31 protein-coding genes are annotated in these 24,323 nt (G+C 67.4%); 14 read left to right on the top strand and 17 right to left on the bottom strand.

Annotated features, from left to right (window positions below; genetic code table 11):
* Positions 1 to 63: 63 nt before the first annotated feature.
* From JK358_RS06965 to JK358_RS06980, 4 genes are all read right to left on the bottom strand, one after another.
* Positions 64 to 354 carry an STAS domain-containing protein gene (locus JK358_RS06965; protein WP_201944962.1) on the bottom strand — a complete coding sequence of 97 codons (291 nt, stop codon included), beginning with the start codon at positions 352 to 354 and terminating at the stop codon, positions 64 to 66.
* A gap of 441 nt (positions 355 to 795) precedes the next feature.
* On the bottom strand, positions 796 to 1,629 hold the full coding sequence (locus JK358_RS06970; protein WP_307817354.1) for an acyl-CoA thioesterase domain-containing protein: 834 nt from the start codon (positions 1,627 to 1,629) through the stop codon (positions 796 to 798).
* Between the two features lie 174 nt (positions 1,630 to 1,803).
* Positions 1,804 to 2,055, bottom strand: coding sequence for a microaggregate-binding protein 1 (gene mbp1, locus JK358_RS06975; RefSeq protein WP_201944963.1), 252 nt, complete (start codon positions 2,053 to 2,055; stop codon positions 1,804 to 1,806).
* Between the two features lie 86 nt (positions 2,056 to 2,141).
* On the bottom strand, positions 2,142 to 2,630 hold the full coding sequence (locus tag JK358_RS06980) for a DUF6328 family protein (protein ID WP_201944964.1): 489 nt from the start codon (positions 2,628 to 2,630) through the stop codon (positions 2,142 to 2,144).
* A gap of 92 nt (positions 2,631 to 2,722) precedes the next feature.
* Between JK358_RS06980 and JK358_RS06985 the strand changes: the two genes are divergently transcribed.
* The 6 genes from JK358_RS06985 to JK358_RS07010 all read left to right on the top strand — a co-directional run bounded on the left by JK358_RS06985 (position 2,723) and on the right by JK358_RS07010 (position 7,561).
* The gene (locus JK358_RS06985; RefSeq protein WP_201944965.1) at positions 2,723 to 4,531 is read left to right on the top strand and encodes an FAD-dependent oxidoreductase; all 1,809 of its coding nucleotides are present in this window, start codon (positions 2,723 to 2,725) and stop codon (positions 4,529 to 4,531) included.
* Positions 4,532 to 4,563: 32 nt separating this feature from the next.
* A complete protein-coding gene (locus tag JK358_RS06990) occupies positions 4,564 to 5,406 on the top strand; it encodes a BON domain-containing protein (protein WP_201944966.1) in 843 nt (280 codons plus the stop codon).
* A gap of 38 nt (positions 5,407 to 5,444) precedes the next feature.
* Positions 5,445 to 6,155, top strand: a complete 711-nt coding sequence (locus JK358_RS06995) for a metallophosphoesterase family protein (RefSeq protein ID WP_307817355.1) — start codon at positions 5,445 to 5,447, stop codon at positions 6,153 to 6,155.
* A gap of 174 nt (positions 6,156 to 6,329) precedes the next feature.
* On the top strand, positions 6,330 to 6,746 hold the full coding sequence (locus tag JK358_RS07000) for a hypothetical protein (RefSeq protein ID WP_232850835.1): 417 nt from the start codon (positions 6,330 to 6,332) through the stop codon (positions 6,744 to 6,746).
* 1 nt (position 6,747) lies between these two features.
* Positions 6,748 to 7,077 carry a hypothetical protein gene (locus tag JK358_RS07005; protein WP_232850836.1) on the top strand — a complete coding sequence of 110 codons (330 nt, stop codon included), beginning with the start codon at positions 6,748 to 6,750 and terminating at the stop codon, positions 7,075 to 7,077.
* A gap of 235 nt (positions 7,078 to 7,312) precedes the next feature.
* A complete protein-coding gene (locus JK358_RS07010; protein WP_181578867.1) occupies positions 7,313 to 7,561 on the top strand; it encodes a hypothetical protein in 249 nt (82 codons plus the stop codon).
* A 178-nt stretch (positions 7,562 to 7,739) separates the two neighbouring features.
* Here JK358_RS07010 and JK358_RS07015 read toward each other — a convergent pair whose 3' ends face one another.
* A complete protein-coding gene (locus tag JK358_RS07015) occupies positions 7,740 to 8,624 on the bottom strand; it encodes a Sco1979 family transcriptional regulator (RefSeq protein ID WP_201944967.1) in 885 nt (294 codons plus the stop codon).
* 89 nt (positions 8,625 to 8,713) lie between these two features.
* The gene (locus tag JK358_RS07020; protein WP_201944968.1) at positions 8,714 to 8,944 is read right to left on the bottom strand and encodes a DUF397 domain-containing protein; all 231 of its coding nucleotides are present in this window, start codon (positions 8,942 to 8,944) and stop codon (positions 8,714 to 8,716) included.
* A gap of 482 nt (positions 8,945 to 9,426) precedes the next feature.
* On the opposite strand from JK358_RS07020, the gene JK358_RS07025 reads away from it, so the two are divergent.
* Both JK358_RS07025 and JK358_RS07030 read left to right on the top strand, forming a co-directional pair.
* Positions 9,427 to 9,591 carry a hypothetical protein gene (locus JK358_RS07025; protein WP_201944969.1) on the top strand — a complete coding sequence of 55 codons (165 nt, stop codon included), beginning with the start codon at positions 9,427 to 9,429 and terminating at the stop codon, positions 9,589 to 9,591.
* A 144-nt stretch (positions 9,592 to 9,735) separates the two neighbouring features.
* Positions 9,736 to 10,023: a hypothetical protein gene (locus JK358_RS07030; protein ID WP_201944970.1), complete on the top strand. Its 288-nt coding sequence runs from the start codon at positions 9,736 to 9,738 to the stop codon at positions 10,021 to 10,023.
* Positions 10,024 to 10,085: 62 nt separating this feature from the next.
* On the opposite strand, the gene JK358_RS07035 is transcribed toward JK358_RS07030, so the two are convergent.
* The 3 genes from JK358_RS07035 to JK358_RS07045 form a co-directional block, all read right to left on the bottom strand.
* The gene (locus JK358_RS07035) at positions 10,086 to 10,862 is read right to left on the bottom strand and encodes a GntR family transcriptional regulator (protein WP_201944971.1); all 777 of its coding nucleotides are present in this window, start codon (positions 10,860 to 10,862) and stop codon (positions 10,086 to 10,088) included.
* A 94-nt stretch (positions 10,863 to 10,956) separates the two neighbouring features.
* Entirely contained in the window at positions 10,957 to 11,664 is a 708-nt protein-coding gene (locus JK358_RS07040; RefSeq protein WP_201944972.1) for a polysaccharide deacetylase family protein, read from the bottom strand.
* A 7-nt stretch (positions 11,665 to 11,671) separates the two neighbouring features.
* Positions 11,672 to 12,031, bottom strand: coding sequence for a winged helix-turn-helix transcriptional regulator (locus JK358_RS07045; protein WP_201944973.1), 360 nt, complete (start codon positions 12,029 to 12,031; stop codon positions 11,672 to 11,674).
* 56 nt (positions 12,032 to 12,087) lie between these two features.
* Here JK358_RS07045 and JK358_RS07050 point away from each other — a divergent pair, with 56 nt between their 5' ends.
* On the top strand, positions 12,088 to 12,867 hold the full coding sequence (locus JK358_RS07050; protein WP_201944974.1) for an SDR family oxidoreductase: 780 nt from the start codon (positions 12,088 to 12,090) through the stop codon (positions 12,865 to 12,867).
* Positions 12,868 to 12,936: 69 nt separating this feature from the next.
* Here JK358_RS07050 and JK358_RS07055 read toward each other — a convergent pair whose 3' ends face one another.
* Complete coding sequence (locus JK358_RS07055; protein ID WP_201944975.1) at positions 12,937 to 13,578, bottom strand: LysE family translocator; 642 nt, start codon at positions 13,576 to 13,578, stop codon at positions 12,937 to 12,939.
* Positions 13,579 to 13,723: 145 nt separating this feature from the next.
* On the opposite strand from JK358_RS07055, the gene JK358_RS07060 reads away from it, so the two are divergent.
* The gene (locus JK358_RS07060) at positions 13,724 to 14,074 is read left to right on the top strand and encodes a hypothetical protein (RefSeq protein WP_201944976.1); all 351 of its coding nucleotides are present in this window, start codon (positions 13,724 to 13,726) and stop codon (positions 14,072 to 14,074) included.
* Here JK358_RS07060 and JK358_RS07065 read toward each other — a convergent pair.
* Both JK358_RS07065 and JK358_RS07070 read right to left on the bottom strand, forming a co-directional pair.
* On the bottom strand, positions 14,028 to 15,419 hold the full coding sequence (locus tag JK358_RS07065; RefSeq protein WP_201944977.1) for an oxygenase MpaB family protein: 1,392 nt from the start codon (positions 15,417 to 15,419) through the stop codon (positions 14,028 to 14,030). The genes JK358_RS07060 and JK358_RS07065 overlap by 47 nt on opposite strands.
* Before the next feature lie 4 nt (positions 15,420 to 15,423).
* Positions 15,424 to 16,440 (bottom strand): oxygenase MpaB family protein, encoded by a 1,017-nt coding sequence (locus JK358_RS07070; RefSeq protein ID WP_201944978.1) that lies wholly within the window; start codon positions 16,438 to 16,440, stop codon positions 15,424 to 15,426.
* Positions 16,441 to 16,604: 164 nt separating this feature from the next.
* Between JK358_RS07070 and JK358_RS07075 the strand changes: the two genes are divergently transcribed.
* On the top strand, positions 16,605 to 17,186 hold the full coding sequence (locus tag JK358_RS07075; protein WP_201944979.1) for a TetR/AcrR family transcriptional regulator: 582 nt from the start codon (positions 16,605 to 16,607) through the stop codon (positions 17,184 to 17,186).
* A gap of 18 nt (positions 17,187 to 17,204) precedes the next feature.
* On the opposite strand, the gene JK358_RS07080 is transcribed toward JK358_RS07075, so the two are convergent.
* The 4 genes from JK358_RS07080 to ligD form a co-directional block, all read right to left on the bottom strand.
* Positions 17,205 to 18,578, bottom strand: a complete 1,374-nt coding sequence (locus JK358_RS07080; RefSeq protein WP_201944980.1) for a hydroxysqualene dehydroxylase — start codon at positions 18,576 to 18,578, stop codon at positions 17,205 to 17,207.
* A gap of 112 nt (positions 18,579 to 18,690) precedes the next feature.
* Positions 18,691 to 20,097, bottom strand: coding sequence for an amino acid permease (locus JK358_RS07085; protein WP_232850837.1), 1,407 nt, complete (start codon positions 20,095 to 20,097; stop codon positions 18,691 to 18,693).
* A 206-nt stretch (positions 20,098 to 20,303) separates the two neighbouring features.
* Positions 20,304 to 20,717: a pyridoxamine 5'-phosphate oxidase family protein gene (locus JK358_RS07090; protein WP_201944981.1), complete on the bottom strand. Its 414-nt coding sequence runs from the start codon at positions 20,715 to 20,717 to the stop codon at positions 20,304 to 20,306.
* A 101-nt stretch (positions 20,718 to 20,818) separates the two neighbouring features.
* Complete coding sequence (gene ligD / locus JK358_RS07095) at positions 20,819 to 21,808, bottom strand: non-homologous end-joining DNA ligase (RefSeq protein WP_307817382.1); 990 nt, start codon at positions 21,806 to 21,808, stop codon at positions 20,819 to 20,821.
* A 284-nt stretch (positions 21,809 to 22,092) separates the two neighbouring features.
* Here ligD and JK358_RS07100 point away from each other — a divergent pair, with 284 nt between their 5' ends.
* The 3 genes from JK358_RS07100 to JK358_RS07110 are packed head-to-tail and all read left to right on the top strand — an operon-like array spanning position 22,093 to position 23,697.
* A complete protein-coding gene (locus JK358_RS07100; RefSeq protein WP_201944982.1) occupies positions 22,093 to 22,542 on the top strand; it encodes a hypothetical protein in 450 nt (149 codons plus the stop codon).
* Positions 22,543 to 22,572: 30 nt separating this feature from the next.
* Positions 22,573 to 22,728 carry a DUF6131 family protein gene (locus JK358_RS07105; protein WP_201944983.1) on the top strand — a complete coding sequence of 52 codons (156 nt, stop codon included), beginning with the start codon at positions 22,573 to 22,575 and terminating at the stop codon, positions 22,726 to 22,728.
* Positions 22,729 to 22,782: 54 nt separating this feature from the next.
* The gene (locus tag JK358_RS07110; RefSeq protein WP_201944984.1) at positions 22,783 to 23,697 is read left to right on the top strand and encodes a 2-hydroxyacid dehydrogenase; all 915 of its coding nucleotides are present in this window, start codon (positions 22,783 to 22,785) and stop codon (positions 23,695 to 23,697) included.
* Positions 23,698 to 23,710: 13 nt separating this feature from the next.
* Here the strand turns inward: JK358_RS07110 and JK358_RS07115 are convergent, their stop codons facing one another.
* Positions 23,711 to 24,307 (bottom strand): Rv1733c family protein, encoded by a 597-nt coding sequence (locus tag JK358_RS07115; protein ID WP_443677900.1) that lies wholly within the window; start codon positions 24,305 to 24,307, stop codon positions 23,711 to 23,713.
* Between the last annotated feature and the right edge of the window lie 16 nt (positions 24,308 to 24,323).

Below are 24,323 nucleotides of genomic sequence, written 5' to 3' on the forward strand. Positions count from 1 at the left end.
CGTGTCCCGTAGGCGGATCGATGGGGCCGGGAGTATCCCGGCCCCATCCGGCCGAGCCGGAGATCAGGCCTCCAGTGCGGCCTGTACCGTCCGGAAATGGCAGAACAACGGCCGCACACCGGTTACTTCGAGGACGCGCTCGACCTCACGACGGGTGGCGACCACCCGCAGATCCACTCCACCGGCAGCGGCAGCCTCCTTGGCGGCGGGCAGCGCGAGCGCGCTGCCGATGCTGAGGAACCTGGTCTGACGGAAGTCGACGACCACGGCACGCGAACTGGAAGTCACTGCCTCATCCAGCGCTTTGGCGAATTCCGGGAAGACGGCGGCATCCAGCTCCCCTTCGACACGCACGATGGTGCACCCGAAACCCGGGTCCCGCGGTGACGGGGGATGGTGACTTCGGTCCCCTGGCGCGGAACCGACGGAGTTGGTGTCGCCGTCGACACCACGCTGAAGCACAGCAATTGCGGACATGACTAACCTCCCAGAGGGAAAAATCCAGTTCCCACGCGGAGACCCGTCGCCGATCAGAGATTCGAGCGCTGTGCACGGCACGGCGCGCGGTATGCACCGATGCGATATGCACTGTTTGCGAAAGCACTCGTGCGAAAACGAAGTGGCGATACTACGTGCTCATCGCAGCTCTCTGCGAACGGCCCCGGGCGCGAACCGGGTCGGCTGTAGTCTCAACCTGGTCACATTGTGTCACGGTTCCGGCCGCCTGTCACAGACGTACCGGAACCTGTCCGAAATGCGTAGGCGCACTTGGCTTTCAGCCGACGTGCCCGTGTGTCAGATACGTTTCCGCATCACCATGTCGAGCTGGGCATTGCTGATCTGACGGCCCGCGTTCGAGACCGAGGTGACCATGCAGCTACCGAAGGACCCGCGCCGGTCGAACAGGGTGGCCACCCCCACGGCCATACCCCGCTCACTGAAGTGACTGTCGGCCTCGACGCCGATCTCGAGCCCCTCGGGCAGCCGGGCCAGTGCCAGGGTCATATCGGTATTGATGAAGCCGATGCCCTTGTCACCCCAGTTGGTCATCATGCTGGTCGCCTCGCCCACCAGTGCGGCGCGCACGAAGGGGGACGGTTCCTCCCCGGTCACCACATGGATCGGATGCTGCCAGGTGCGCTTGCGCGCGCCGTCCTCGTGATCGGTGGGCAGCTGCGACCAGGTGCGCGAGGCATCGCTCTCGAAGTAGGGCACCCGCGGCGACCGCGACGGCGGCGCGATATCCACCGGCGGCGGGGACGGCTCGTGCTCGCGCTGCCACAGCTCTCCCGGCGGCTGCTCGGACGGTTGCAGCAGCACCGCCGAGGCACGCGCGGCGATGCCGCCGCCCTGCACCACGGTCACGTCGGCGACGCGGATGCGCCTGCCGTCGCGCACGCGCACGGTCGGGGTGGCGGTGTGCTCGAAGCGGGCGGCGCTGAACATGTCCACGGTCAGCCGGACCGGCACGAAACCGTCGGTGGCGTGCTCGCGTTCCAGTTCACGAGCCATGAGACCGCACAGCGCCGGACCGACCACCTGCGCGGCCGACCACTGGCTGCTGGCGAACCGGGTCGGGTAGTACCCGCCGTCCACCACATCGAAATAGGCCGGAATTTCGTCCACCACGGGCCACGGCTCCTGTCCAGTCCAGCTGATCAATCCACTGTTCCCAGACGTAACACACCCGTAGAACTTGTTTCAACGCGGGGGCCGGTGGGCGGCCGGTGGCATATCCCACAGCACAGCGAGAACGCGCCCGGCGATTCCTCGCCGGGCGCATGCTCTGCTCATTCCCGAAGGTCAGCTCTGACCGCGCTGATGTGCGCGCTGCCGCTGCTCCTCGAGTTCGGCCTGGGTGCGCTCCTTCTCGGCCTCGGCCTCGCGGCGGGCGGCATCGCGCTGATGGTCGGCGCGATCCTGCTGCGCCCTGCCCTCCTCACGCAACTGGTCGTTGCCGAAGACGCTGCCCGCGGCTTCCTTGGCCTTGCCCTTGACGCCTTCCACGGTGCCTTCGGCACCCTCACGGAACCCGCCCTTATCGTGCTCGGACAAGAGATTCACCTCCACGGTGTCGGTGGTTCGACTGACAATCCGGCGGTACCCGCGCCAATCGGACCGAAACCCGAGGGGCTCGAAACTCATTGCGGCTCTTGAGCATCGGTATCACCGGGACGCTGGCGCCACGGCTGCACCACCCAGACCAGCGCGAACAGCACCGCGAAACCCCCGCCCGCCAGTACGGCGGCGAGCGGCCCGGCGACCACGTCGAATATGAGCACCGCCACACCGATGAGCGCGATACCGAGCAGGGTCAGGCCGATACCGGCGGCCCGGTGGGCGTCGCGCACCACCCGGTCGAGGCGGTGCCGGCGAAAGAGGATGCGGTGCGCGGAAACCGGAGCGACCAGGAAGGCCGTCGCGGCGATGGAGGCCACCACCGTCGCCAGGTACAGCCCGCGCATGAGGTCGGTCAGCAGGTCGAATTTCGGCTGGAAGGGCAGGACGAGCAGGAATCCGGTGAGCAGCTGTACACCGGTCTGCACCACGCGGGTCTCCTGAATCAGGCTGGCCCAGTTGCGATCCAGTCGTTCGGTCTCGGTCTCGCGACGGACCGGGGGATTCTCCATCGGTCGCCTTTCCGTGCGTACGAACGGTCATACCCGCGACAGGCCCGGTCAATCGAGGGGTTTGCCGCTGGTCCGCCCGGCAATCCGAACCTATGACCTCACTGTGGTTACACGATTTCCAGCCCTCCGCCCGGCCGCCGCTGCCGCCGGGCCTGCGTTTCGACATCGTCGTGGTCGGCGGCGGACTCACCGGACTGGTGACCGCGCTGCTGCTGTCCGAATACGGCGCGTCGGTGGCCGTGGTCGAGGCCGATCGGCTCGGCTCCGGCACCACCGGCAACACCACCGGGAAGATCAGCCTGCTGCAGGGAGTGCGCGCCTCCCGAATCCTGAAGCGGCACAACGAACAGACGCTGCGCGCGTACCTCGAGGCCAACCGTGACGGTCAGCGGTGGCTGCTGCGCTACTGCGCCGAACACGACATCCCCGTCCAGCGCGAGCCGGCCTACACCTACGCCCAGACCGAACAGGCCCTGCCCCTGCTGCACGCGGAACTCGACGCCACCCGCCGGGCCGGGCTGGACACCGAATTCGTCACCGACCTCGACGTGCCGTTCCCCCTGCACGGCGCGGTGCGACTCGACGATCAGGCGCAGCTCGACATCATCGACGTGGTGGCGGCGCTGACGCGCGATCTCGACGCGCGCGGCGTGCCGATCTTCGAGGGCACCCGGGTGCGCGGCATGCGCACCGCGGGCACCGTCCGGCTGCTGGAAACCACGCACGGCGATCTGGCCGCCGCCACGGTGATCCTGGCGACCGGCACCCCGATCTTCGACCGCGGCGGCTTCTTCGCGCGGCTCACCGCCCAGCGCTCGTACGCGGCGGCTTTCACTGCGCCCCAGCCGATTCCGCGCGGCATGTACCTGAGCGCGGACTCCCCTACCCGCTCGATCCGCTATGCCCCGATGGACACCCTGCGCGGCACCGCCACCCCGGCCCCGGACGGCAGCCTCTCCCCGGCCGGGCCGCTCGGTAGTGCCACGCCGTCGGGCGAGAGCCCGACGAGACCGTTCGACCCCACCGCCGCGTCCGGTGAGAGGCTCACGACACCGCTCGGACCCTCCGAGCAGCCGGGCGAATCCCGCACCGCGCCAGGTGATCCGGCGGTGACGGGCGATCTGCTGATCGTGGGCGGCAACGGGCACGAAGTGGGCCGGGTCAGCCATCCGCGCAAGCATGCCGACGAGCTGATCGAGTGGACGCGGCAGATGTTCCCGGGCGCGGAGCCGATCCTGCGGTGGTCCGCGCAGGACTACTACCCGATCGGTGAAATGCCTTATGCCGGGCCACTTCTGCCGCGCCAGGAGCAGGTGCTGGTCGCCACCGGCTACGCCAAATGGGGTCTGGCCACCGCGGTGGCGGCCGCCCACACGCTGGTCGGCCGGATCGTCGGCAAGTCGCCGGAGTACGCGGACGCGTTCGACACCTGGAACGTCCGTGACCTGTCCGCGCCGCTCGCCGCGGTGCGCACCAACGCACCGGTGGCACTGCATCTTTCGACGGGCTGGCTGGGACTGGGCATCAGCAATGCCGTGCGCCGCTCCGGACCGCCCGCACAGGGCCGGGGCCGGGTCGAGCTGCGCCGCCTCGAACCCACGGCCGTCTGCACGGTCGACGGCCACACCTGCGCGGTCTCCGCGATCTGCCCGCACCTGGGCGGCATCCTGCGCTGGAACGACGCCGAAAAGACTTGGGACTGCCCACTGCACGGCTCCCGCTTCGCCCATGACGGCCGCCTGCTGGAAGGCCCGGCCACCCGTTCCCTGGCCGCCCGCTCGAACTCCGCACCGAACCCCGGCCCCGGCGACCGCACGGAGGGCGGTGTCGTGCGGTCCGATCCGGTCGACGCCGACCCCGACATGGTCCTGCGGCATCCGCGCGAGGGCGGCGACCGGTGATTAGCCACCCCACCGCCGGGTACGACCGGGTTATGGTCCGCACGATCGACCGCTTGCTCGACACGCTCACCCGGGTGGTGAACGCCCTGCTGGACAACGGCGTTCCGTTCGCCGTGGGCGGTGGCTGCGCGGTGTACGCGCGGGGTGGTCCGGCCTCGGACCATGACGTGGATATTTTCGTCAAGCCCACTGACGCTCAGCATGCCCGAGGTGTGCTGGCCGAGGTCGGACTGCGGCCGGTGGACCCCGCCGAGGACTGGCTGACCAAGGTCTACGACGGCGAGACGCTGGTGGATCTCATCTTCCGGCCCAACTACCGCACCGTCACCGACGAATTGCTCGGGCGCGCCAGCTGGATGCGCATCGGCCCCACCGCGGCCCCGGTGATCAGCGGCACCGATCTCATGGTCGACCGTCTCATGGTCCTGGACCCGCACCGCCTGGACTTCACCAAACTCCTGCACATCGCCCGGGACCTGCGCGAGCAGGTGGATTGGGGGCAGGTGCGCGCGGAAACGGAGATGTCCCCCTACGCGCGGGCCTTCCTGGGCCTGCTCGACGATCTCGGAATCAGCGACACCCGGAGGTCCGACCCCATGACCGGTAATCCCGCCGACCGTACCGAGGAGATCCTGCCCCAGTATCTGGTCGCGAATCTGCGCCGCGCCTTCGCCGAGGATCCGCGCACCGCCGAACTCGGCGTCCAGGTCACCCTGCGCGGCGATGTGGTGGTGCTCAGCGGTGAGGTCGCCAGTATCGCGCGACGGCGGCAGCTCGAGCTCGTCGTCCGCGAGCAGGCGCCGAAACTGCGGGTGCACAACGACGTTCGCGTCACGCCACCCGATCCGCCGCACGCGCCCGAGGAGCTGCACTGAACACGCCGGCAGCCGACTCCCATGTCCGCATCGCCGCCGTGGGCGATGTGCATCTGGGCACGGATTCGGCCGGTGTGCTGCGGCCCGCGCTGACCGGGATCGCCGATCGCGCCGATGTGCTGCTGCTCACCGGTGATCTGACCCGGCATGGCACGCTCGAGGAAGCGCGGGTGGTGGCCGCGGAGTTCAGCGACCTCGAGGTGCCGGTGCTGGCCGTGCTGGGCAATCACGACCATCACAGTGATGTGGGTGAGCAGGTGGCGCGGGTGCTCACCGACCACGGCATCACCGTGCTGGAGGGCAGCGCCGTCACGCTCCCCGTCGGGGATCTCACCCTCGGGGTGGCGGGCACCAAGGGGTTCGGCGGTGGCTTCGCCGGCAAGTGCGCGAGCATCTTCGGCGAACGGCTGATGCGCGAATTCGCCGGGCACACCGTCGATCTCGCCGCCGCCCTGGACGCGGCGCTGGCCGGCCTGGACACCGATGTGACGGTCGCGGTCACGCATTACTCCCCGGTCAGCGACACCCTGCACGGCGAACCCCGCGAGATCTACCCGTTCCTGGGCTCGTATCTGCTCGGTGAGGCCATCGACGCGCATCCGGTGCAGCTGGCCCTGCACGGCCACGCACACCACGGCACGGAATGCGGCACGACGCCCGGCGGCATCCGGGTGCGCAATGTCGCGCAGCCGGTGATTCACGCGGCCTATGCGGTGTATGACCTGCATCCCGTCGTCGCCCACCGGTGATTCACCCGTGAAACGCCGGGTATCCGACCGTTATCACCCGCTCGAACACGGGAGAAAGGACACCGATGATGGCTGCCGCGCCCGGCAATTCCGCCGGCGCCGCGGGTCATCCGGAATAACACCGATGGTGCTCGAACACCGTCGCATCGAGACCTTGGCACGGAAGGAAACTTCATGACGCTCCGGAGAATTACCGGCGGCGCGCTCCTGGCGGCGGGTTTGCTCTTCGCCACGGCGTGCAACAACAGCACCGAAACCACGGTTCCCGGAACCACTCCCACCGGAGACGGCTCCGGCGTGGTGACGTCCGAGGGCGCACCGACCATCTCCACCGAGGCCGCGCAGCAGCTGTGCGACATGATCCGCCCGGAAATCGCCACCTGGCGTGATCAGGGGGTCGCACTGGGCAAGGTGGCGTTCAACGGAACGGTGCAGAACTGGGCCGCGCGCAACAACGGCATCAACGCGGCCATTGTGCGCGACAAGGAGGTGGTCGATCAGGTGACCACCGCGCAGTGTCCGGATGTGCGGCAGGATGCGCTGCAGGCCTTGCAGATCGACGAGCTGGCCGACGGCCTGGTGGGGTTCTGACATGGCCGGCATACGGGTGTCCGTTCGGTCCATGGCGGCTGCGGTGCCGCTCGCCGTCGCGCTGGCGCTGCTTCCGGGGTGCGACAAGGCCGAGGAGATCGTCAACAAGGGTGGCGACACTCCCTGCAGTGAATTCATTCAGCAGGACTCCGAAAAGCAGCGCGTAACCGTCCGCAAATTCCTGGAACAGGAGCAGAACACCACCACCGAGCCTGCCGCCGATACCGTCGACGCGGCCATCCTGACCATCCGTCTGATGTGTGAAGCGCAGGCCAATCCCGAAACGCCGATCAAGGAAGCGGATCTCACCGGGATTCTGGTTCCGAAATAGCTCCGCGAGATCCTGCGCGGCGCCTCTTACGGGGGCGCCGCGCAAACTTTTGGCATCCTGAAATCCCTGGTCTCCCTACATATTCGAGGTTGCAGATGTACTTGCATCTGCGCACAGCACGGTCATAGACTCGTCGTGCAAGGCACCAATAGGGGACAACCAGAGCGCCGAATGGTGAATCACCGGCGATTCCACGCCATCGGTTTGCCGTCGGCCTGGCGTCAGGGGCGTTCGAATGAACCAGCCAATCAACCTCAGCCGACTCGGGTTTGCCGACAGAAACCAGCCGGACCAAACCTATTCGCGAGAGACGGCAACCGCTTTCGTAATCCGCCAGGTCGAATCCACTGGAGCGGCCACTCGGTATGATTTCGATATCGAAAGGATCGTCACCACCGCACATGCCATGGTGAACGATTGGGATCTACACATGATGCAGCCCGAGGCGTTCTGGCGAATCGCCTCGAGCTTCATTCGGCAGTAGGTATCCAACGCCGAAGGCCGCCGTTCCACTGCGGCGGCCCTTTCGGTTGCGGTGCGATCAGCCACCATTCTTCGGCGCGGATCGGCACCATCTTCTCGAATTCGATTACAGCACTGCTAATTTGAGCCCTCGTGACATGGCGAAGCGCCGCAGGTCACCCCGAGGGCGACGCTGCGGCTCACAGCCCCGCGGCGATCTCCTTCAACTTCGCGCGAGCGCGCTCCGGCGGCTCGGCCTGGACGCTCAGCTGATCCATGACCTGGCGGTAGAGCTCCAGATCCTGGCGGCGATCCAGGTACAGCGCGCTCGTCAGCTGCTCCAGATAGACGATGTCGGGCAGTTCGGGCTCGGCGAATCGCAGCATGGTGAACGAACTCCCCGCCGCCGCATGGCCACCCGCCGAGAACGGCAGCACCTGAATGGTGACATTGGGTAGCAGCGACATGTCGATCAAATGCTCGATCTGCGCGCGCAAGACCACCGCGCCACCGATAGGACGGTGCAGCACCGCCTCGTCGAGTACGGCCCAGAAGCTCGGTGCGCCTTCACGAGTCAGCAATTCCTGCCGGCGTCGGCGCAGCGACACGCGCCGCTCACTGTCCGCGTCGTGCCCCAACGCGACAATGGAACGCGCGTAATCCGGAGTCTGCAGCAGACCCGGGATCAACTGACCTTCGTAGGTACGAATGGATTTGGCCGCGTGCTCGAGCCCTAGGTAGGTCTGGAACCAATCGGGCAGGAGGTCGCTGAACTGATGCCACCAACCCGGTTGATTGGCCTTGCGTACCAGTTCGAGGATCTTCTCGCGCTCGCCGGGATCGTCAACGCCGTACAGCGTCAACAGATCCCGGATATCGCGCTCCTTGAATCCGGTACGCCCGAGTTCCAGGCGACTGATCTTGGCATGGGATCCGCGGATGTGTTCACCTGCGGCTTCCCTGGTGATATTCCGTTCTTCCCGCAACTTCCGTAGCTGACTGCCTACTGCGATCCGCAGTGCAGTCGGGCCACGTTCGGCGACAGCGAGATCCGCCCGACCGTGGGCAACAGGGTCTGCGATCATGAGGGTCCACTCCGATGCTCGGTTTGCCGGCAGTGGTACCACAACAACCGCACGTCGCGAACCACCGCGCCGATTGCCAATGCTACCGCTCAGATGGCGAGATCGTCGAACTCTCCGCTCTTGGCGCCACGCAGGAATGCATCGATTTCGGGGCGGGTGTAGATCAGGACCGAACCTTCCGGATCCCGCGAGTTGCGCATGGCCACCTGGCCGTCGGCCATCGGCGCCACTTCGACGCAGTTACCACTGGGATTGCTGAAAGTGCTCTTACGCCAAGCCAGTTCCGAACGGTCGATCCGGGTTGCCGATATCTCAGTCATTTCAGACTCCTTGCCAGTACCGCCCGCAGACGGTGGTCCAGGTACTTGCAAATGTTCCTGCAGATGTTCTTACAGTTGCAACCGCAACATGAACGATAGCACGTAGGTAGCCCCGCATCGATCCCCGGAATCCTGCATATCCTTTGCAACACAACAGCATTGATCTTGGTGCGCAGATCTGTGCTGCGAATCTGCAAATCTTTCCGGACATTTCGTACCGGTAGGTATTGTTCTTTCGCCTCGACCAGCGGGTTTGCTCAACCGGGAGCCAACTATCGGCGAATCCTGTAGCGTCACGTGACTGGGACGGGTGGCCTCTGACGTCCCAATTGCACCGAATAGGACGAAACCCAGCTCGCCCCGGGGAAATGGCCTCTCCGACACGTCGGATCGACCGTGCAGATGCACTTGCATCTGCACGATTCACAGCCATAAACTCGGTGCACTCATCCATCTCCGGCCAGAGGCATCCAATGACACAGATGCTCGCCCCCTGTACCGATACCACCGGTGACTGCGACGTCGAGCCGCGCAATCTCAACTATCGCCGGGCCCGCACCATCTTGCGTGCGCACGATCAGCACTTCGCCTGCCGGCAGTATCTAGCCGCCGTCGCCTACCTGTCCGCGGACAACGACGTCGACTGAGAGCTCGGCGCCGTGTCCGTGTCGCCCACCGGACACGGCGCCGTACCCAACGTCCGCAACGTCGCCGCCGATTTCCTTGCGCGCCACCGCTCCAGGCGGGTACCCCGGTAGAGGAATACGCCATCCCGTGGGAAGAGCGCCGAGATGATTATCGATGCCACTATCGCCGCGAACGATCTGCTGGCCCAGGTCTTCAATCCAGATCCGGAGACGCCGCCGGTGGCGGACAAGCTGCTCCGGCTGGTCCGCTACTTCACCTGGTTCGTCCTGCTATCGGGCACTCTCGCCATCATCTACGCCGGTGGACGCTTCGCCTGGGAGAAGTGGAGCGGCGGCCCGCTGCAGTCACCCAAGCAGGTGGCCGGTGCGCTCGTCGGCGGCATCATCGCCACGAGCGCCGGAACCATCATGAATGCCGCGATCGGTGTATAGCCGGGCTGACCGGTCAGGCTTAGTACCGACCGGTCGGCTTGCCTCGCAACAGGATTCGAAGCTCAGGCCGTAGCCGCGTGCGGGGCCGTCTCGTCGAGTTCCTCGATACCGATCAGCTCACCGAACCGCGCGATCACCTTCTGGTGATACATGCCGAACAGATCCTCGAACAGCGCCAGCTGCGCCTGACTCGGACCGCCGTCCGACTCCCAGACCGCGACCAGCGCGCGCCACACCAGCACATGCAGATCCGGCGAGGCCGCGAAATACGCGTCCACCGCCTCCGGCACCTCGAGCACCATCTCACCGATGGAGTTCAGCACCGCGCGCTGTACCGAATGTCCGAGTGCCGTCAGCAGTTTGCGCAGCAGGCCCAGTTCGATCCGCAGCATCCGATGCGGATCGGGAGCGGTGCTGCGTGCCAGCGATTCCAGCTCGTCGATATCGGCCTTGAGCTCGGCCACCTCGCCGCCGCGCGCACCGGCGGTATAGGCGAGCAGCGCCTCGAGCGCGATACCGCGCTCCTCGTCGACGATATTGGAGAACATCTCCATCGCGATCTCGGGTGCGGGCATGGACAACCGGAACAGTCGCCGATACACGTCCACGCCGCCCTCGGAGCGCACATCGCGAATCACGAAACCCTTGCCGCGATACGCGTCCACGAATCCGTAGGACTCCAGGCGGCCCAGAATCAATTGCGCCGTGGCGCGATTGAGCTCGAACTCGTCGGCGACCTGACGGACGGACGGCATCAGCCCGCCGGGCGCGTACTGCCCGGATGCCACACGACGTGCCAACTCATCGGCTACGTCGGCGACGACCGTCCGGTCTCCCATCGTGAGTCACCTCTCCACAGAATTTGTACTACGTCCCAGACAGTGTATGTGGTTGTTGGATCAACCGCACAAGTCTCCGGCTATGCGCTTATTCTCACTTGGCTTCGAGTAAACGGGAGACCGTGACGAAGCGATAGCCTTCCGCCCGTAATCCGGCCACGATGCGGGGAATCGCAGCGAGCGAGGGCTCACCCGAGGCATACATGGCATGCAGCAGAATGATCGATCCGGGCCGGACTTTCGCCAGTGTCTCGGCCACGATTTCGTCCGCGGTGGCGGTTTTGCCGGAATCGGGTTCCACATCCCACGTGATCGTGGTCCGATCGTGTCTCTCCAGGTAACGGGGTAGCCCGAAGAGCTTCTTGCCATTGGGCGGGCGGAAGGTGATCGGGCCCTGATAGCCGGTCCGGGCGATCTCGGCATCACAGCGCTCGACCTCGTCCCGCACAGTCGCGGGGCCGACCAGCACCATGCGGCGATGGTGGTAGGTGTGATTGCCGATCTCGTGTCCGGCCTTCGCAATCGCCACACCCTGCGCGGGATGGGCCGCCAACTCGCTGCCGATCAGATAGAAGGTGGCCGGGATTTCGGCGTCGGCGAGGGCCCGCAGAATCTGCGGGGTGCGTTCGGTGGGGCCGTCGTCGAGGGTGAGGGCCACGACCTTCTCCTCGGTCTGCACGCGCGCCACGATGCGGCCGGCGACCTGGTAGGTGCGCGAGTTCATGAGGACGTAGAGGCCCACCGCGGTCACGAGGAGTACGACCAGGGTGAGCGCCGAGCCGATGAGCAGTGTGCGTTTCATACCGTTCCTACGCGTCGTCGCCGTCGGCTCCGGCGCGCTCCAGATCCGTGGCCCAGCGCTGCGACCACTGCCATACCGATGCCAGCGCCGCCCCGAGTTCCCTTCCCGCCGTGGTCATTTCATACGACTTGTCGGGGTTCTTGCGCAGCACTCCGGCTTCGACGAGGCGCTGCAGCCGCACCGAGAGCATGCTCGACGAGCAGTTGCCCATGCGCCGGCGCAGTTCCAGGAAGCCGAGCGGGCCGGCCCCGAGCTCCCAGACGATGCGCAGCATCCAGCGCTGCCCGAGCAGGTCCATGGCGGCAAACGCCGGGGCGGCCGACGAGTCCGCGCGGCCCGTCGACCGCGGCTGGTTTGCGCTTCTCATTTCGAACCACCATATTGGTTCTAAATCAGAAGCACTCACCAGGGTGGAGTTCCCGAATGACCACGACAGACGAATCCGGCGCGACCACCGCCCGGCGAATCGTGTTGATCACCGGCGCATCTCGCGGCATCGGCGCGGAAACCGCGCGCGTCCTCGCCGCCCGCGGCGACCACGTCGTCATCAACTACCGGGAGAAACGCAAGCGCGCCGAAACCCTGGCCGCCGAGATCTCCGCCGCCGGCGGCAGCGCCTCCATCGCGGGCGCGGATATCGCCGATCCCGGCAGCGCCCGCGCCCTCGTCGACGGCATCGCCGCCGACTTCGGCCGCCTGGATGTCCTGATCCTCAATGCCTCCGGCGGCCTGGAACGCGACGCCGCCCCCGACTACGCCATGCTCCTCAACCGCGACGCCCAGACCCACCTGACCACCCTCGCCCTGCCCCACCTACCCCCGGGCGGCCACATCGTCTTCGTCACCAGCCACCAGGCCCACTTCTCCCCCACCCGCCCGGCCCCCACCGGCTACGAACCCATCGCCGCCAGCAAACGCGCCGGCGAGGACGCCCTGCGCGCCATGATCCCCGAATTCACCACCCGCGCACTGTCTTTCACCGTGGTCTCCGGAGACATGATCGACGGCACCATCATCGTCCGCCTCCTCGAACGCCGCGACCCCGACGCCGTCACCACCCGCCGCGACCAGGGCGACCTCCCCACCGTCGAAGAATTCGCCAGCGCCGTCGCCGACGCCACCACCGCCGCAAACGCCCCCGGCCACACCGTCTACGTGGGCGGCCAGGACTTCCTCACCCCCGACGCCGCAGCCCACGCCTAGCCCACGTCGCGCCGGCACCAGCGCGTGCGCCCGCGACCGCGATTCGGCACGGGCACCCGGGGCGCGGTATCAGCGGGCCTCGGCGGCGAGGCCGATACCGAGGCCGATCAGGATCGCTGCCAGGGCGCGTTCGACGCGTTGCCGGATTCCGGTGCGGCGCAGCCAGTTTCCGGCCCGGTCTGCTGCCAGGACGATGCCGACACACCAGGCGGTGTCGATCACCAGCTGGATGAGGGCGAGGGCGAGCACGGTCGGGAGGACCGGTCCCTGCGACGGCAGGAACTGCGGCAGGATGGTGAGCCCGAAGACGGCCGCTTTCGGGTTGGCGGCTATCGAGATCAGCGAGGCGCGGAAGGCGGCCGCGGGGGTGCGGCCACCGGGCAGGGCGGCGGTGAGCGCGGTGCCGAACGCGTCGTCGCGGCGGGAACCGCGCCAGGCTTGGACACCCAGCCAGATGAGCACCACCGCGCCGAGGATGTGGACGGCGACGCTCAGGACGTGATTGGCGATCAACAGCGCGGACAGGCCCGCACCACCCGCGAGGGTCCAGCAGAAGACGCCGATCTCGTTCCCGGCCACCGCCGCCAGACCCGCGGCCCGTCCGTCGCGCACCGAGCGCTGCAGAAACAGCGCGGTAGCGGGCCCGGGTATGGCAGCCAGCACGAGACAGGCGAGCAGGAAGGCCGGAAGAACGTGGATCAGGTGCGGCATCAGCCGATGCTGACATGAGATCCGGCAGATCTCCAGGCGATTTCACCCTGCGACGGGTGCGCTGCCGGTGCCTCGGGAGTCGGCGAACCGGTCATGATGTTTGTATCGGCTCGACCGGGTACTTCCGCCACGAGGAGGTGGGGTGATGGTGAACGACGTGGAGAAACGATGGAATGATCCGCCGACCCTGCGGCGGGCGGCCCGGTATGTGCTGGCGGTGATCGTGCTGACCGGGATCGCGATGGCGGTGGCACTGGTGTGGGCGGCGGCGCGACCGCAGTGCCTGGATGCGGAGAACATGCGGTGCGATACCGTGTCGCGGCTGGTGGTGGGGTTGGGGCCGGGGTTGATGCTGTTGTTCGGAGGGATCGGGGCCTTCGTGATCACCTATCGGCAGTGGCGCGACGGGAAGCCGTGGCCGATCTGGCAGGGCGCGGGATGGTTCCTCTTCACGCTGATGGTGGTGTATCTGAGCCTGGCCGGGGCGAGCGGATAGGGCAGGGCGCGCCGTCGGCGGAGACATCGTGGTGGTCGAAGGGCGTGCCCTTGATACCGGCGCGGGCTCCCAGATAGCGGGCCACCCGAATATTGCGGTGCCAGAAGGGATCCAGGCGACGGGCACGGCGGATCATGCGCCGGCGCGCACCGGGCAGATGGTCGTCGATCCGGCGCAGGCGGACCGCCGTGGTGGCCGCCAGACCGGTGAGAGCCGACCACGGCTGGGTCGGCACCGCGCGTAATGGGGTGTCCGCCAGCAGGGTTCGCACCAGGGGCGTGCTGCTGTAGTAGGAGAGGACTCCCAGCAGTGGTGCGGTGGCGGCGATTTCGGCGCGGCCGCGCAGTCCCGCATTGGTGAAGCGGCGAGTGGCGGCCCCGGCCATGGTGGCGGTCCAGGCCGGAGCCACACCGGCGGTGGCCACCATGTAGTCGGCCATCTCGAACCCCTCGGAGGCCGAACGCGGGATGAGTTCCTCCGCGACACCGAAGACATAGGCGATGTAGGCCCAGTAGTGCATCACGGCATCGAGTTGCGCTGTACTGCAACGCCGTCCGTGGACATGGTCGAAACAGATGGGTGAGAGCCCGAAGGTGACGGCCGCACCCATGGTGGTGGCGTTGGAGATCGGATTGCCGTGCTGCGCGAAATGCTCGTCACCCCAGGCCCTGCGGAGCATGGCACGCACCTGCGCGTGCATGTAGCGCACCCGCACGGTGTCGTGGAAGATCGGGTTGCCGCGCTCGAGCGCGCGGGGCGCGGTGACACTGCCGAACCAGACGGCGGATTCGAGGTTGCGCCGGTACGGATCCTTGACGAAGCGCCCGGTCTGCCCCACCGCCGAGGCCACTTCCGCCCCGACGAAGGTGCCCATGAAGTCCTGTACGCCCATGGCCATCTTCCCTGCGGTCGAGACATTGATCCACAGCCGGCGGCCGTGCTCCCACTCGTCCGCGTCGTACCAGCCCGGCGGATTGTCCAGCCGGGCAAAGAGATTCACCAGTTCGGGCAGCGGCTCCTCGACACTGTCGATACCGTGGCACAGCGCCCGGTCCAGCATGCGCCGACCGCCCGCGGAGCCCATCCGCCGGAAGGCGGCGACCAGCGCGTCCATCGGTTCGTCGCCCTGCCACAGGTGGTCGGCCATGAGCCGGGTGCGCGGGGTGTCGACCGGTTCCCGCCGCACGTCGAGCCACGGCGAGAGCATGGCTCTGCGCGGCTCGAACCACAGCTCGGAGGCCACGGCGCGCGGCGGGGCCGGGCGCAGTGCCATACCGGGCCGGTAGTAGTAGTCGTAGGGATGTGTGCCCGTCGCGGTAACGCGGTGGCCGGTGAGTGGTTGCATGACCCTAGAACCCTGACAGTTGACGGAATCTGGTGACCGCGTCCGCGCCGCTGCCGGCGTGGACGGGACAGTAGTGCTTCGGCTCGTCGCGGTGTTCCGGTGCGGGCCAGAGGATTTCAGGGGCTTCGGGCGGCGGCATCCACGGTGCTCTTTTCCCGGCGACACGGCGGCGACCGGCCCGCACCCGGGGGAAGGCGTATTTGATCCCGTCCGGCGTCGCCCGGTTCATGGCGGTCAGCGTCCGGCACAGCCGCTCGAACAGCCACTGGTCGCGGGCGGTCCACCGGAATCCCATGGTGTCGCGGATGGCCGGATCGCACAGCCCGATCGTCACGAACTGGAAGAATCGCGCCCCGGACGGACGGAACAGCTTCTCCCACAGGGGTTCCGGCAGATGCCGCAGGATCGGGAAGGGCGGCACCGACGCGTTGTCGGCCAGATGGAAGACCTCGCGCGCCGCCCTGGTCGGTTCCAGGATCCGGCACATATCCCGCCAGTAGCGCTGGAATTCGGGCCAGCTGCCGGGCACCACCCGCATGCTCATGCCGTACATCTCGTACCAGCGATAGTGCTCGAGCCACAGCTGTTCGCGGTCGGCCGCGGTCAGTCCGCCGAGGAAAAGCTCTCCGGCGCGCAGGGTTTGGACGAAGAACACCGCGTGCGCCCAGTAGAAGGTGCCCGGGTCGAGGGCGTGGTACCGCCGACCCTGCGCGTCGACGCCCTTGATATCGCGGTGGTAGTCGACGATCTCGCGCGCGGTCTGCCGGGCGCGCGGCCCGTCGAACACCACGCCCATGATCGGGTACAGCGAGCGCAGCACCCGCTGGTACAGCTCGTCCTCGATCTCGGAGTGGAATTCGACGCCCGCCCCGAGCCCGGGATGCATGTTCTGCACCATGCCGACGAACAACCCGGTGGGCATGTAGTAGAGCGAGCCGAAGATCTTCCAGGTGAGCGAGTCCGGCCCGAGCGGCACCGGTTCGGTATGGGACTCGCGCACCGTTGCGCTGTGTGACACCATGACCTCAGGCTGACACGAATATTTACTCGCGTTCAATTCGCATTCGACACAGCGGCGGGAACGATATGCCACCGAAACGACACACCTCGAAATCGACTGCCGCACCGAGGAAGACGCCGCCCCCTCCGCCGCGCCGCACACCCCGCCAGGAGCGCTCGCGTGCCATGGTCGCCCGCATCATCGATGCCGGGCAGCAGGTGCTGATCGCACACGGTTACGACGGCGCGTCCACCAATCGCATCGCCGACGCGGCCGATATCAGCCCGGGTTCGCTGTACCAGTACTTCCCGAACAAGGACGCGATCGTCGCCGCGGTCATCGAGCGCTACACCGGCGAGGTCGCCGACCGGGTCCGCGCCGCGGTGCTGGCGAATCTGGCCCGCCAGCCGGAAATCGCTGTGCCGGTGACGATTTCCGAACTGCTCGATGCCCTGGGCGAGCACCGCGAACTCCTGCGCGCCGTGGTGGAGCAGACGCCGCGCCTGTCCACGGGGGCCACGGTGCTCGCCTTCGAACAGCAGATCGGCGAGCTGGCCCGCGCGGCGCTGAGCATGCGTTCGCGCTCGGTCCCCGCCGACGTGGATTTCGACGCGGCGGCCTGGATGCTGGTCCGCGCGGTGGAGCATCTCACCATCCGCTATGTGCTGGACGGCCCGCCCATCCCCCGTGACCGGTTCCTCGCCGACATCACGCGCCTGGTACTCAACTACTTTCGCCAGCCGCCGGCGCGAGCCGAACGCGAGTAGTCCGACCGAACGGTCGATTCAGCGCGCGGTGGCCACCGGGGCGGGGAGGGCGAGCAGCAGATCCACCGCTCTGGCGGCACTTTGCGCGGCGCTTTCCATGGTGGCCGACCAGTCGGTGCGGGTCCAGTCGCCCGCGAGCACCAGGCTGGGCACGGAGGTGCGCTGCGCGGGGCGCAGGCCGTCGGTGCCGACCACCTGGGAGAAGGTGGCGCGGGGCATCGGAACCACCTGGGCGTGCACGACTTTCGCCTCGCGCGCGGCCGGATAATAGCGGCGCAGCAGGGCCATCTGCTCGTCGACCACCTCGTGGCCGGGTTTGTGGATCTGCTCGTAGGCGCCACTGGTGGTGAGGCAGTACAGCCAGCCGTTCTCGGTGCGGCGGCCGTGCATGCGCTGACGGTCGAATACCTCGTCGATGACGCCCTGCCCGCCGATGAGCGCCTCCATAGCGCCCCTGGTGCCGAGTGGGCGATCCAGGTACAGGTTGGTGCTGACGATCGGCGTGTACCCGAGTTTGTCGGCGGCCGCGTAGATCTCGTCGTGTTCGGGCAGGTCGTCGAGCAGGCCGCCGATATTGGAGTTCGGGACCGCGCAGACCACCGCGTCGGCGGCCACGACCTCGCCGTCGGCCAGGAGGACCCCGGTCACCGCGCCGTCCTCGATGACGATGCGCCGCGCCACGGCCCGATGCTGGACGCGAACTCCGGAGCGGTCGAACACTTTCTGCGCCCCGGAGACGAACAGCGTATCGAGATCGGTGGTGGGATAGCCGATGGTGACCGGCCGCAAATGCTTGACGCCCAACCGGATTCCGGTGGCCATCACATCGGCGAACACCTTGGCCGACTCCTGCCGCACCGGTTCGGCGGCGATGCCGAGCGCCAGCCAATCCCACAGCGCCTCACGCGCTTTGGCGGGCATGCCGAGCCGCTGGAACCACTGCTCGGTGGTGAGTTCGGCGAGATCGGCGGGCTGGTTGAGACATTCCCAGCCCATCCGCACGGTGGCGAGGGCGGCCCGGGCCCGCTCCCCGGCACCGGCGTCCGGATGCGCGCCCACCAGCGCCCGCAGCGCCCCGAAACCCTTGGTGCCCATGATCGTCGTGCGCCCGCCCGGCCAGCGCAGGATCCCGCGATGCGGGAACGCCACGTACTGCCGGGTGCCGACGCTGGTCAGATACCGGAACAGATGGTCGTACCCGCTGGCGATCACATGCTGCCCGTTGTCCGGAAGATCGTGCAGCGGAGGCACTTCCAGCGCGTGTGTGCGCCCGCCCAACCTGCCGCGCCGTTCCAGCAGCGTCACCTGCTTCCCGGCCTCGGCCAGCCACACCGCGGAGGCCAGGCCCGCGAGCCCGCCCCCGATCACCACATACCGCCGGGGGTCCTGCATGACTGCTCCTCGAGCCGAGACCTATTCAGGCAAGGTAGCAAAAACGACGGTGGCGGCCGCCGGAATCGGCGACCGCCACCTGGAAACGCGAACTGTCAGTTCCGCATTCGCGCTACTTCTGCGTCGAGACGGCAGTGTGCTTGCGCGCCAGCAGCGGGTACCCCGCGCACACCAGCACCGCCCAGACCACGCCGACCACGAGGGCCGTGCGCCCGCCCTCGGTGAAGAACAGCAGCACCACCACGACCGCCAGGAAGGCCAGCGCCACCATGCTGGTCACCGGCGCGCCGGGCAGCCGGTAGTCGCTGGCGGGCAGCAGTCCGGCCCGCACGCGGGCGCGATAGATCATGTGGCACACCAGGATCACGCCCCACACGAAGATGATGCCCATGGTGGACACCGAGGTGACGTAGGAGAACGCCTTGTCCGGCGAGAAGTAGTTCACCGCCACGCCGATCACCATGACGGCCGCCGACACCGCGATGCCGGTGGCGGGCACGTGCCGCTTGCTCATGGCGCCCAGTCCGGCCGGGGCCTCCTCGCGCTGGGCGAGGCTGCGCAGCATGCGCCCGGTGGAGTAGATGCCGGAGTTGCACGAGGACAGCGCCGCGGTCAGCAGCACGAAGTTGATGATGCCCGCCGCGGCCGGAATGCCGATCTGTTCGAACACCTCCACGAACGGACTGCGCCCGGCGTGGAAGTTGCGCCAGCTCGACACCGACATGATGACGATGAGCGCGCCCACGTAGAACAGGCCGATGCGGAACGGCAGCGTATTGATGGCCTTGCGCAGCGTGTTCTTGGGGTCGCGGGCCTCGCCCGCGGTGACGCCGACCAGTTCCACGCCCACGTAGGCGAACACCACGATCTGCAGCACGAGCAGCGCCTGCCCGAAGCCGTTGGGGAACACCCCGCCGTCGGCCCACAGGTTGGTGACGGTCGGGTTGGTGGCATTGCCGAAGTGGAAGATGAGCACGCCGATGCCGATGACCATCATGGCGATGATGGCGGTGACCTTGATGGCGGAGAACCAGAATTCGCCCTCGCCGAACAGTCGCACCGACACCAGGTTAGCGACGAACATGATGCCGAGCACCACGAGCGCGGTCACCCACTGCGGGATGTCGAACCAGTACTGCACGTACTTGCCGGCCACGGTGATCTCGGCCATGCAGGTGCTGACCCACACCGCCCAGTAGGTCCAGCCGGTGGCGAAGCCTGCGAAGCGGCCCAGGAACTCGTTGGCGTACTCAGCGAAGCTGCCGGTGACGGGTCGATAGGTGAGCAGTTCGCCCAGGGCCCGCATGATGACGAAGATGGCGAGCCCGGCCGCGAGGTAGGCCAGGATGAGTGCCGGGCCCGCCTGTTCGATGGCGCCGCCCGCGCCGTAGAAGAGTCCGGTGCCGATGGCGCCACCGATGGCGATCATCTGAATGGTGCGCGGCGACAGGCCCCGGGAGTACCCCTCGTCCGCCTCGCCCGGTGCGGTGGCGGTTGCCTGACTTTCAGACGCGGTCAAATGTCGTTCCTTTCCGCCTCCCCGAACCTTCAGCGCGCGGCCGAGAGACGTAACAGTCGTGCATGCGTCACCTTCCGCATCAACAGTGATGCTTGCCCATAGGTTGCCGCATTCGTATCAACGGCGTGTCAGGCTACCGGAGGCGTAGCGGCGGTCACAGTGCGAGCCGCCGGTGTTTCAGGATTCTGCTATCGGCGGGCTAGCCGTCAGAGGCCCTCGTCGACGAGTTCGAGGCCGGTGACGACGTCGGTTTCGATGCGGATGACATGGTCGGTGGCGAGGGTGATCCACGGGTCGAGCAGGCGGTCGTAGCGGCGCACCTGTTCGATATCGGTGACCACGCGGGCGACGCCGGTGACGATGACGCTCCAGCCGCGCCGGGTGTTCTCGTCGAAGCTGTCGGCCTCGTAGGCGACGACCTGCCCGTCGCCGCGCAGCAGGCCCGCGCCCAGGTGCGCGCGCACCACCACGACATCGTCGTCGACGATATGGTTCACCGGCCGGATGATGGGAAGTCCGCGGCGCGAGTACACGATTCGTCCATAGTGCGCACTCGCCAGCCGCTTCAGTGAATCGGCAGCAGAAAGCGCACGCAGCTTTCGTGCCCCATCGCCGCCCATTCCTCCGATTGTGGTCCAACTCTTCTGAATATGCCAATTGTGTTGCAGCAACGCATGCTTCGATTCGAAGCCCACAGTTCCCGGTTATGGATGCGACCTGCTCAGCGCACCGGTGGTACTTCGACCTCCGCAGGAATCTTGTCGGTACGCAATCCTTTCCAGCTCGGCATGCGCAGTCGTTCTCCGGCGTATTCGCGATACTCCACCTCGCCCACCAGGATCGGCTCGGTCCAGCGCCAGCCGGCGGGCCGGGACTCGGGCGGCGGATCGGCGAAAGGGCTTGCCGAGGTTTCGATTTCGTCGAGGGTAGCGCGGATGATCCGGCGCGCCGCCTGGGTGAAGCCGGTGCCGACATTGCCGATGTAGACGAAACGGCCGGTACCGTCGTAGGCGCCCAGAATCAGGGATCCGAAGCTGGGGCCGAATGCGCCCGCGCCCGGAGTCCAGCCCGCGACGACCGCCTCGGTATTGAGCCGCAGTGGAGTTTTGATCCAGGTCGGCGACCTACGGCCCGGTAGGTACAGCGAATCCACGCGCTTGGAAACGATGCCTTCCAGGTGATGTGCGCTCGCGACATCCAGCAACTTCCCGGCATCCGTGTCGAGCCAATGCGGCGGCGCGGAAAGCGGGCCTTCCCACGGGAGTTCGGCGAGCCGCTCCCGGCGTCGCAGATAGGGCTCGCCCATCAGGTCCCGATCACCGTGCGCGAGCAGGTCGAAGGCGAACAACCGCACCGGCACCTCGGCCGCCAATTGCGCACCGGGCCGGGCCACGTGCATGCGCCGCTGCAGCAGTCCGAAGGAGGGCGCCCCGTCCGCGCCGAGTGCCACGATCTCGCCGTCGAGAATGAGGGATTCCTTGCCGGACAAGGTCTTCAGCGCCTCCACCAGTTCGGGGTAATTGCCGCCCACCGACTTGCCGCTGCGCGCGTAGAGCGCGCACTCCCCCGCCGTGCGGACAGCGATGACCCGCACCCCGTCCCACTTCATCTCGACCGCCCAGCCGGGCCCGTCCGGCGGCGTTCCGCCGACCGCCAGCATGGGCGCCGGGACAGGGTGGCGGGCGGCGGCCACGTGGACCGCTACCCGCACCAGCAATCGGGCGACAAGGACATGCCGAGAAGTTTGCCGACCGATAGCCACACCCGCCGATCGACGCGCCGGAGGCAATGCGGTCGTTACCGCTCAAATCACCGTGCCGATATCCCGGGCCACCGGACTCACCGCTGACAACACCACCGCGCTCCAGACACGCCCGGATGCCTCGTAGCGACACCGGCGGCCCGGCAGTCCCATCCGCCCCAGACTCGCCGCAATCGCACCGCGACCCGCCGCCCTGCGGGTTTGACGGTTCGAACAGCGGGAATCGCCTTGGCATGTTCACCATCATCGGGCTCATCGCTCTTCTCGGCGCCGTGGCCGTGGGGGTGGCCGGTATCCAGGCCAACAACGGCGACGACAACACGATCTCGAACGGGTTCACGGTGTTCAACCACACCTACACCGGTTCGACGGGGCTGCTGTTCGCCTACGGCATCCTGGTCGGCGCCATCGGCACCTGCGGGCTCATCATGCTGCTGGCCGGCGCCTGGACCACGTCCCGGCGCGGGGTCGTCGCTCGTCGCGAGCTGCGCCAGTCGCGGCGCGAAATGGCCGCGGCGCGTAAGGAACTCACCAAGCCCGCACCCGCGGCGACACCGCCGCCCAAGCACGCCGCACCGGCCGTGACGGCGAAGAAACCGGAGGCGCAGAAACCCACCTGGTCGTTCAACCGCTTCCTGCACCGGCCGGGCGCCGGGCCGAAGGCGGAAACCGTCTCCAAATAGCTCCACCCATAGTTCCAAAAGGATTTAGTCATGATTGTTCTCGGTCTGATTCTGCTCGTCGTGGGATGGCTCCTGGGCATCCCGCTGCTGACCACGCTCGGCATCATCGTCCTGGTCATCGGCCTCATCATGCTGCTGCTCGGCTCGGTCGGCCGTCCGATCGGCGGGCGACGGCACTATTACTAGACGCCCTCCCAGGTGGCGTGACCGCCCGGCATCGCGTCCGCTAGCGTCGCCCGTATGACGGTGACGGTGCTGGTTCCGGACGACTACGGTGTCGCGGCGGTCTCGCGCGTGACGGGGGCGCGGGCCCTGCGGTTCACCCTCGGTGAGCCGCTGCCCGCCGGGGCCGACGAGGCGGAGATCCTGGTTCCAGGGTTCCTCGTCGGCCCCCACGCTGTCGAAATGACCTGGGCCCTACCGAAATTGCGCTACGTCCAGCTGTTGACCGCCGGGGCGGAGAACTGGGTCGGCAAGGTGCCGGAGGGTGTATTGCTGTCGATCGCGCGCGGCGCGCACGGAGCCAGCACCGCCGAGTGGGCGCTCACCGGCCTGCTCAGCATGTACCGCGAATTCACCGAATTCGCGGTGGCCCAGCGGGAGCACCGGTGGACCCAGCATCAAACGGACACCCTGCACGGCAAACGCATCCTCATCGTCGGCGCGGGCGATCTGGCCGTCGAAATGCGCCGCATGCTCGCCCCTTTCGACACCGAGGTGACAGTGGTCGGCACCCACGCTCGTGAGGGTGTGCGCGGCGTCGACGAACTCCCCACTCTCCTGGGCGATTTCGACGCCGTCGTCCTCATGGTCCCGGTGACCTCCCAGACCATCGGCATGGTCGACGCCGAATTCCTCTCGCACATGGCCGACCACGCCATCCTGGTGAACGCCGCCCGAGGCGTGGTGGTCCGCACCGACGACCTGGTGGCGGAACTGTCCACCGGCCGCCTGCGCGCCATCCTCGACGTGACCGACCCCGAACCCCTCCCCACCGGTCATCCCCTGTGGGATGCCCCCGGTCTCCTCCTCACCCCGCACGTAGGCGGCAGCAGCCGAGGCAGCCTGCAACGAGCCTGGGCCGTGGCGACTTCCGAGATCGAGCGCTACCTGTCCGGAGACCAGCCCCGCCACCTCGTCCACGGCGAGTACTGACGATCTCCACGGGCTAGAGGGTGTCCTTGCCGATCGGCCGATTCATCAACCGCCACTCCCGATCCCACCGCGCATTCCGGCGCGCATCGAGCAGCGCCCCGCTGAACCACACGGCAGCCGCAGCGGCACACCAGGTTTCGACCAGCACAGCCAACCCGGTCCCGATCCCCTCCGCGGCAGCCGCCCCCGGCCGCGCGGGCGCGGTGGTGGGCTGCCCCTCCCTGTCGATCCACAGCGGCACCTCGGCCCCCACGGTCTGCGGCCCGGTCACATCAATGGTGGCCTTCCCATGATGCCCCTCGTAATTCCATTGCACCGCAGCCTGGTACCGATCGGTCCGAACCCCATACCGATCCGGCTCCAACACCACCCGGCTGTCCTCGGCGATATTCGCCACCACCCGCACCTTCCCCGTATCCTCCGCGGCGATCCGAGCAGCCGCCCCCGTATAACTCACCGTCCCCAACGCCCCCGACAACGGCACCGCCACCACCACGGCGACAACAGCCAACGCCCGAATCACCACCTCCGCCCGATCGGACGCGCGCATCAAAGGACTGGGGTTCCAAGGCCGCACCCGCCACAGTCTCATCAGCAAGGAAGGACTCATCGACACCTGGACCGCC

The sequence above is a fragment of the Nocardia acididurans genome, assembly GCF_016741815.1.
Taxonomy (GTDB): Bacteria; Actinomycetota; Actinomycetes; order Mycobacteriales; family Mycobacteriaceae; genus Nocardia; species Nocardia acididurans.